Genomic DNA, 543 nt, shown 5'->3' with positions numbered 1-543 from the left:
ACATGCTGCCTTTAAATATGACATCTTTATTTATTGTTAAATCTTTCCCTCGATATATATTAGATTCAAATATCTTATGCTGCATTAGGTATAGACCTCGCGCGAGAGAATATAGATGTATAAGCTTCATTAGCTTATTCTCTGCACATCTAATACTCTCTCTAGCTGAATTTATTTTTTCATGATCTACAGACGCCGCATTGGAGCAAGACTCTGTTGATAACACAGCTTCCTGCGGCATATTTTCCTTTATGATAAATTGATATTTATCATTAGTCCCCTTTGATAATACATAGTTATCACAGATATTAAGTTTGTTGTTTTTTGTGGCAGATTCAAGTTCGTCAATAAATCTTTTATACTTACCAGACATTCTCCACCACAAAAAACTATCATTTGCTTTTACCCGTAGGTATGCATTGATTTCATTAATAATAGATTCGATACTATCACCTTCCATAACGCTGTTTATACAAATATCAAGATTACCCCCTTCTTTTATTTCATTGTCTCCAATAGCTATTGTAAAAATGCCTGAAAGAT

Annotated in this window: 1 protein-coding gene; it reads right to left on the bottom strand. The window is 32.6% G+C overall.

Features of this window, described 5'->3' with window-relative positions:
* A partial coding sequence (locus V2A85_RS24350) for a hypothetical protein (RefSeq protein ID WP_420072642.1) occupies positions 1–543 on the bottom strand: 543 nt, incomplete at both ends.

The organism is Yersinia sp. 1252 StPb PI (assembly GCF_048593885.1).
Classification (GTDB): Bacteria; Pseudomonadota; Gammaproteobacteria; order Enterobacterales; family Enterobacteriaceae; genus Yersinia; species Yersinia enterocolitica_E.
This window is presented reverse-complemented; position numbering and strand designations above follow the sequence as displayed.